The sequence below is a fragment of the Flavobacteriales bacterium genome, assembly GCA_021296215.1.
Classification (GTDB): domain Bacteria; phylum Bacteroidota; class Bacteroidia; order Flavobacteriales; family ECT2AJA-044; genus ECT2AJA-044.
This window is the reverse complement of the sequence record JAGWBA010000025.1, coordinates 20,116-27,797: the sequence shown is the minus strand read 5'-3', so window position 1 is coordinate 27,797 and position 7,682 is coordinate 20,116. Positions and strand designations below refer to the sequence as shown.

The following is a 7,682-nucleotide window of genomic DNA, read 5'->3' as shown; positions in this document are numbered from 1 at the left end:
CTATATGCCGGTGTAAAAACCTTTGTAGAAAAGTATAACCGTACCCGAAATCAGGGAATTGGTCGTACTAAACCAATAAATCGATATCCGTATGCAGCCTAAAATGAATTAAGAAACTAAACCATTTGGTCTAAAGGATGGGGAGTATTACGTGTTCAATATCCGAGCGTGAATTGAAAATCGCTCGGCACCTCCAGCTAGCGCATTGAATAGGCGGATCAACATAGGGTTAATTTACATATTCCGACGATACTGACCCCCGACTTGAAACAATGATTGAGTGATTTGCCCTAATGAACAAACCTTGGTCGCCTCCATGAGTTCCTCGAAAATATTCTTGTTCTCCAATGCCGCCTCTTGAATTTGCTTCAAGGCTTTCTCAGCTTCATCGGAATAACGCTGATGCAAACGCCCTAACATTTCGATCTGGTATTCCTTTTCTTCCGGAGTAGCTCGAATGACCTCGCCCGGAATAACCGTCGGCGAACCCTCTTTATTCAAGAAGGTGTTTACCCCAACGATCGGATACGTCCCATTGTGCTTCAAAGTCTCGTAGTACAGCGACTCCTCCTGGATCTTGCTTCTCTGATACATGGTTTCCATAGCTCCCAAAACGCCTCCGCGTTCGGTGATCCTGTCGAATTCCATCAACACGGCCTCTTCCACCAAGTCAGTCAATTCCTCAATGATAAAGCTTCCCTGAAGAGGATTCTCATTCTTGGCCAATCCCAATTCCTTATTGATGATCAACTGAATCGCCATAGCGCGGCGCACACTGGCCTCGGTTGGAGTCGTAATTGCCTCGTCATAGGCGTTCGTGTGCAGCGAATTACAGTTGTCGTAGATCGCATACAATGCCTGCAGAGTCGTTCGAATATCGTTGAAGTCGATCTCTTGAGCATGCAGCGAACGGCCCGATGTCTGAATATGGTACTTCAACATTTGCGCACGTGGATTCGCCCCGTACTTCTGCTTCAATGATTTCGCCCAAATGCGCCGAGCCACACGTCCGATCACGGCGTACTCCGGATCGATACCATTGCTGAAGAAGAACGATAAATTCGGACCAAAAGCATCGATATCCATCTCCCGGCTCAAATAGTACTCCACATACGTAAAGCCATTGGCCAACGTAAAGGCCAGCTGCGTAATCGGATTCGCACCAGCTTCTGCAATGTGGTAACCACTGATCGATACCGAATAGAAGTTGCGTACCTCCTGCTCAATGAAATACTCCTGCACATCGCCCATCAATCGCAATGCGAATTCGGTCGAAAAAATGCAGGTATTCTGCGCCTGATCCTCCTTGAGGATATCGGCCTGTACCGTACCGCGAACTTGCTTGAGCGTATCTGCCTTGATTTTTTGGTATACTGCCTGCGGCAGGATTTGGTCCCCCGTGACTCCTAACAACATGAGTCCCAGACCGTCATTTCCCTCCGGCAATTCACCCTGGTATTGTGGCCGCTGAACATCGTGCTCCGCAAAGATGGCATCCATATTCTTTTGCACTTCGGCTTCTAACCCTTCGGCCTTAATGTACTTTTCGCACTGCTGGTCAATGGCCGCATTCAAGAAGAAACCGAGAAGCATCGGGGCCGGACCGTTAATGGTCATCGAAACGGATGTCTTCGGGTCGGCCAAATCAAAGCCGCTGTACAGTTTCTTCGCATCGTCCAAACAGCAAATACTTACCCCTGAATTCCCGATCTTACCGTAGATGTCCGGTCGTCGATCCGGGTCATGACCGTACAAGGTCACCGAATCAAAAGCGGTCGACAATCGCTTTGCAGGCATGTCGAGACTAACGTAATGGAAACGGCGATTCGTACGCTCCGGACCACCCTCTCCGGCAAACATGCGCGTCGGGTCTTCTCCCTCTCTTTTGAAAGGATAAATACCGGCCGTATAAGGGAACTCTCCGGGAACATTCTCTTGTAACATCCACTTGAGCAAATCACCCCAAGCCTTGTACTTCGGTACAGCTACCTTGGGAACCTGCGTGTGGGATAACGATTCCGTATGCGTCTTGATGCGAATCTCCTTATCGCGCACCTTGAATACGTATTCGGGCTCGCTGTATTTCTTCTTTTTCTCTTCCCAATCCTCAATGAGTTTCCAGTTGTGTGGATCGAGGTCGAGCTTCACCTGTTCGAAGCGCTCTTGAAGTCCTTTGATCAAGCAATCCTTATCATCGAGGTTCGAATTCTTCAAGCTTTCAATCCCGGTATGAACTCCATAAAGCTCCTCGGCAACTTTGGCCTGCTGCTCTACCCATTCGTCGTATCCGCGGTTGTTTTCCGAGATCTCGCTTAGATAGCGCGTGCGCTTGGGTGGAATGATGTAAATCTTTTCTGACATCTCCTTGGTGGAGCTGTAGCTGCTCTCCAAATCCGCTTCGGTCTTTTCGTTCACCTGCTCCATCAATACACGATAGAGCTCATTCATTCCGGGATCGTTGAACTGACTCGCAATGGTGCCGTAAACCGACATCGAATCGGGGTCGCGATCCCACAAGTTGTGGTTTCGCTGGTATTGTTTCTTAACATCGCGCAAGGCATCCAATGCTCCTCGCTTATCGAACTTATTCAATGCAATCACATCGGCAAAATCGAGCATGTCGATCTTTTCGAGCTGCGTGGCGGCTCCGTATTCAGGAGTCATGACGTAGAGCGAAACATCGCTGTGATCCAAGATCTCTGTATCACTTTGGCCAATTCCCGAGGTTTCTAAAATGATCAGATCGTACTTCGCTGCTTTAAGAATATTGACGGCCTCCTGTACGTGTTTCGATAGGGCAAGATTGCTCTGACGCGTTGCCAAGGAACGCATGTACACTCTGGGGTGATTAATGCTGTTCATACGAATACGGTCACCCAACAATGCTCCACCCGTTTTGCGTTTCGACGGATCCACTGAAACGATTCCGATGGTCTTGTCCTCAAAATCGAGCAGAAAACGGCGAACCAATTCGTCGACCAAGCTCGATTTTCCGGCACCACCCGTTCCCGTGATCCCCAGTACCGGGGTATTTGACTCAGCCGCTAGCTCGTCGATCTCTTTCAGAGTCTCCTTACTTCCATCCGGATTATTCTCTGCTGCAGAGATCAATCGCGCTATTGATTTCGGATCCTTTTCATTTAGATGACTCACTTCTCCATTCAAAGAAGCACCTACCTCGTAATCACTTTGGCGAACCAAGTCGTTGATCATTCCTTGCAAACCGAGCTCGCGACCATCGTCCGGACTGTAGATCCTGGTTACGCCGTAGTCCATCAGTTCTTTAACCTCCTCAGGTAAAATAACTCCACCACCGCCACCAAAGATCTTGATGTGCCCGGCGCCGCGCTCCTTGAGCAGGTCGTACATATACTTGAAGTACTCCGTATGACCTCCTTGATAAGAGGTCGTGGCAATAGCTTGGGCATCCTCCTGAATAGCCGTATTCACCACTTCGTCCACAGACCTATCATGTCCAAGGTGGATGACTTCACATCCCGTGCTTTGAATGATACGGCGCATGATGTTGATCGCAGCATCGTGCCCGTCGAATAGACTCGCAGCGGTAACGATCCGTACTTTGTTCTTCGGCTTATATGGAGTGGCTTCTTGCATCGGGTGTTGTGTCTAGTCCTGCAAATATACCGCAAGTGCGGGCAAGGACATAATTATTGAGGCAAGCGGCTCCGTGTATCAGTCGGGCAGTCGAATCAACTCACCGCTACCATTGTAAATCGCCACGATTTGTGTCACGGGTCCTGTGTAATACACGTTGCCCGTTCCATTGAAGATAACCGTCATGTTTGTCAGCACATTAACATATGCATCACCGGGGCCATTGATCTCTACCTTACAGCTTTCAACTTGATAGTACCGTGCATAAAAATCTCCCTCGCCTTGATGGTTAACCGAGAGGACACTTCCGATTCCAGACAAGTTCACTAAATTCTCGCCTGAGTACACGCCTTCAATGGAGTTCGCTTCTCCCGAAATACTCACCAACCCGGAGCCGCCAATACTGAAGCTCAAATTCGAAAAGTTCATATCGACCAAACTCACATCCGAATTGCCAAAACAATTGAACCTGAGCAAGTTAATGGGATACAAACTCAGGCGTCGACCCATATTTGGAAAAACCCCTTCTTCAGAGTCTATCCAAAGAGTATTACCCGAAATTTCTGTGTGGACATTTTTATGGTCTCCCGGATAGGCAAAAATTTGGGTCGAGGCAGAATCGTTGCCCAATCCCCGGGCACTAACATTTACTCCATTTCCGACATAAAGAGCATCAAACTCTTCTTCAAAGTATCGCCATTCGGCAGTACGTTCACCAATAGGCTCCTCGCTTTTAGCACACCCTACCAACAGAATGAAAAGCAGCGATATAAAGCCCGGGTATCTCATATTACTTTGATTCTAATGAAGCCAATTGTTCCGTCAAGACCTTGATCCTGAGTTCGGCGTCAGTTTGTTTTTGGCGTTCCTTGGCAACCACTTGTTCGGGAGCGTTGATCACGAACCGATCGTTACTCAACTTCTTCATGACACCCTTCAAGAAGCCTTCTTGATACTCCAGTTCCTCTTGCAGCTTCTCGATCTCCGCGTCCATATCAACATGGCCAGCCATCGGGATCGCAAACTCGTCGGCACCTACACGAAAACTGTAAGATCCTTCCGGAACAGGTTCGTTTTCGTGGATTTGGCTGATTCCGGCGAGCTTGTGAATGATCACATCGAACTCGTTCCCTGAAGGCGCATTCTTCTTCACGTACAACTCAAATTCTTCACGTGGTGAAATTCCCTTTTCCTGCTTAAAGGCCCGAATTGCAGTGATGATCTCCTTGGTGCGCTCAAAATCCGAAACGATCTTCTCATCGAAGGCCGTTTGTTCAGGATAATCTGCCACGGCAACACAATCATCGGCATCGCGATCGGCCAATTGCTGATAAACCTCCTCAGTTAAGAAGGGCATGAACGGATGAAGCAATTTAACGACCTGGTTGAAGTTTTGTCGAATGCTCAACATGGACGAAGCCGAGATCTTTTCGCCGTACGGAGGCTTGACCGCTTCGAGGTACCACGAGCAAAAATCGTCCCATATGAGCTTGTAGATGGTCATCAAGGCTTCTGAAAGCCTGTAGTCTTCATAGGACTTTTCTATTTCGCTAAGTGCACTTTGCAAACGGTCGTGGAACCAAAGGTGTGCGGCCTTCTCGGCCGGACGCGCATCGCTGCCGTCGGTTTCCCACCCTTTCACCAGGCGAAGGGCATTCCAGATCTTATTGGCAAAGTTCCGTCCCTGCTCACACAGTTTTTCGTCGAAGAGCAGATCGTTCCCGGCAGCCACCGAGAGCAACATTCCCACGCGTACGCCATCGGCCCCGTAGGTATCGATCAAGCCGAGTGCATCGGGGGAGTTACCGAGCGATTTACTCATTTTCCGACGTTGTTTGTCGCGCACCATACCAGTGAAGTACACGTGCTTGAATGGACGCTCTCCTTTGAATTCGTAACCGGCCATGACCATACGCGCAACCCAGAAAAAGATGATGTCCCAACCGGTGACCAGTACTGTGGTCGGATAGTAATAATCGAAGTCGGTTTTGTCCTCTTCGAATCCATCGAACACACTTATTGGCCACAACCAAGAGCTGAACCACGTGTCCACAACATCCTCATCCTGCCGCAAGGCAGCCATCGTTAATTCTGCGTTGCCCGTTTTTTCACGCGCTTGTGCCAATGCCTCTTCGTCGGATTCTGCAACGATAACAGTACCGTCTTCGATGTAGTACGCCGGTATGCGCTGACCCCACCACAATTGGCGACTGATGGGCCAATCCCGGATGTTTTCCATCCAGTGACGGTAGGTGTTCTTGAATTTTGGAGGGAAGAATCCGACCTCATCGTTCATTACGGCATCCAATGCCTGTGGGGCTAATTTTTGCATATCGACGAACCACTGAAGGCTCAATCGCGGCTCTACGATGGTGTCCGGATTGCGCTCAGAATAACCCACTTTGTTTTGGATGGACGCGACCTCCACGAGGTGATCGCGCTCCTTGAGATTCTTCACGATCTTCTTGCGAACATCCATTCGGTCTTCACCGATGTAACACTGCGCGGCTTCGCTCAGGGTTCCGTCGGGATTCATGATGTCGATGGTTTCGAGCTCGTGTTTTTGACCTAGCTCGTAATCGTTGGGGTCGTGAGCCGGAGTCACTTTGAGGGCACCTGTTCCAAACTCGCGGTCGACATATACGTCGAAAATGACCGGGATCTCTCGCTCTACCAACGGAACGATCACGCGCGCACCCTTGAGATGCGCGTAGCGTTCGTCCTCGGGATGGACACAAATGGCGGTATCACCCAGAATGGTTTCGGGCCGTGTAGTGGCAATGGTCAAGAACTCATTCGAATTTTTGATTCTGTATCGCACATGATAAAGGTTCGATTGCTCCTCTTTATAAATTACCTCTTCGTTGGAAAGCGTTGTTTGCGCGGCCGGATCCCAGTTGATCATTTTGAGGTCGCGGTACAAAAAGCCCTTCTTATAGAGCTCAACGAAAACGTGAATTACGGCCTTACTGAGGCTATCCTCCATGGTAAATCGGGTACGATCCCAATCGCAAGAGGCACCCAATTTCTTGAGCTGTTCGATGATGATTCCTCCGTACTGCTCTTTCCATTCGAAGGCGTGCTCCAAGAATTCGTTTCGCGCAATATCCGCCTTGGTAATTCCCTGTTCGCGGAGTTTCCGCACGACCTTTGCCTCGGTGGCAATTGAAGCGTGATCCGTTCCGGGCACCCAACACGCGTTAAAGCCCTGCATCCGAGCACGGCGGATGAGCACATCCTGAATGGTATTGTTGAGCATGTGTCCCATGTGCAAAACCCCGGTCACGTTGGGCGGGGGAATCACAATGGTATAGGGCTCACGGTCGTCCGGGACCGACCGGAAGAACTGTTGGTTCATCCAGTGGTCGTACCACTTCTTCTCTACTTCTTTCGGGTCAAAATTCTTTGCGATCTCCATGCGGCATCAATTGGGCGAACAAAAGTAGCAAATCCCCCTTTGTTTACGCAGCGAACAACCAAACCGTTAGGTTGTTAATGGCGTGTTAATGGATATAAGAGGTTGCAAATGTGGCAAGTCCTTTGCTACCTTTGTAATCAGTTTCAAAACAAAACCCTTGGACACATGAAAAAATTGATTGCTACTATGACAGTTGTTTTCGCAGCTGTTGCATTCACATTCGGTCAAACAAACACCAATCCGAACGCACCGCAAATCACCTTCGAAACGGAAGAGCACGATTACGGCACTATCGAGAAAGGGGCTAACGGAACGTACGAATTCGTATTCACCAATACCGGTAAAGAGCCGTTGATCATCACGAACTGTAAAGGATCTTGTGGTTGTACAGTTCCTTCTTGGCCAAATGAGCCAATCGCACCGGGAGCATCGGACATGATCAAAGTAAAATACGACACCAAGCGCATCGGCGCCTTCAACAAGTCTGTGACCATCACTTCCAATGCGGCCACGCCAACCAAAGTCATCAAGATCAAAGGAAAGGTGAACCCAGACAGCGGTAGCACCAGCCCAGTGAAGCAAAATGGAGCTTCACCGGTTGCAAAGCCTTGATGCAATTTCGAAATTGATATTTTTATCCCGGAGTTAA

4 protein-coding genes are annotated in these 7,682 nt (G+C 49.1%); 1 reads left to right on the top strand and 3 read right to left on the bottom strand.

The window, feature by feature from the left end; translation table 11 throughout:
* Positions 1-234: 234 nt before the first annotated feature.
* The 3 genes from J4F31_05915 to J4F31_05905 all read right to left on the bottom strand — a co-directional run bounded on the left by J4F31_05915 (position 235) and on the right by J4F31_05905 (position 7,033).
* The gene (locus tag J4F31_05915) at positions 235-3,615 is read right to left on the bottom strand and encodes a cobalamin-dependent protein (protein MCE2496097.1); all 3,381 of its coding nucleotides are present in this window, start codon (positions 3,613-3,615) and stop codon (positions 235-237) included.
* A 78-nt stretch (positions 3,616-3,693) separates the two neighbouring features.
* Complete coding sequence (locus J4F31_05910) at positions 3,694-4,404, bottom strand: DUF2807 domain-containing protein (protein MCE2496096.1); 711 nt, start codon at positions 4,402-4,404, stop codon at positions 3,694-3,696.
* 1 nt (position 4,405) lies between these two features.
* Positions 4,406-7,033 carry a valine--tRNA ligase gene (locus J4F31_05905; GenBank protein ID MCE2496095.1) on the bottom strand — a complete coding sequence of 876 codons (2,628 nt, stop codon included), beginning with the start codon at positions 7,031-7,033 and terminating at the stop codon, positions 4,406-4,408.
* 165 nt (positions 7,034-7,198) lie between these two features.
* Between J4F31_05905 and J4F31_05900 the strand changes: the two genes are divergently transcribed.
* Positions 7,199-7,645 carry a DUF1573 domain-containing protein gene (locus tag J4F31_05900; protein ID MCE2496094.1) on the top strand — a complete coding sequence of 149 codons (447 nt, stop codon included), beginning with the start codon at positions 7,199-7,201 and terminating at the stop codon, positions 7,643-7,645.
* The last annotated feature ends 37 nt before the right edge of the window (positions 7,646-7,682 follow it).

Bases quoted from the DNA above. Each gene is read 5' to 3' on its own strand.
- J4F31_05915 (MCE2496097.1), bottom strand. From the start codon at position 3,615: ATGCAAGAAGCCACTCCATATAAGCCGAAGAACAAAGTACGGATCGTT.
- J4F31_05910 (MCE2496096.1), bottom strand. From the start codon at position 4,404: ATGAGATACCCGGGCTTTATATCGCTGCTTTTCATTCTGTTGGTAGGG.
- J4F31_05905 (MCE2496095.1), bottom strand. From the start codon at position 7,033: ATGGAGATCGCAAAGAATTTTGACCCGAAAGAAGTAGAGAAGAAGTGG.
- J4F31_05900 (MCE2496094.1), top strand. From the start codon at position 7,199: ATGAAAAAATTGATTGCTACTATGACAGTTGTTTTCGCAGCTGTTGCA.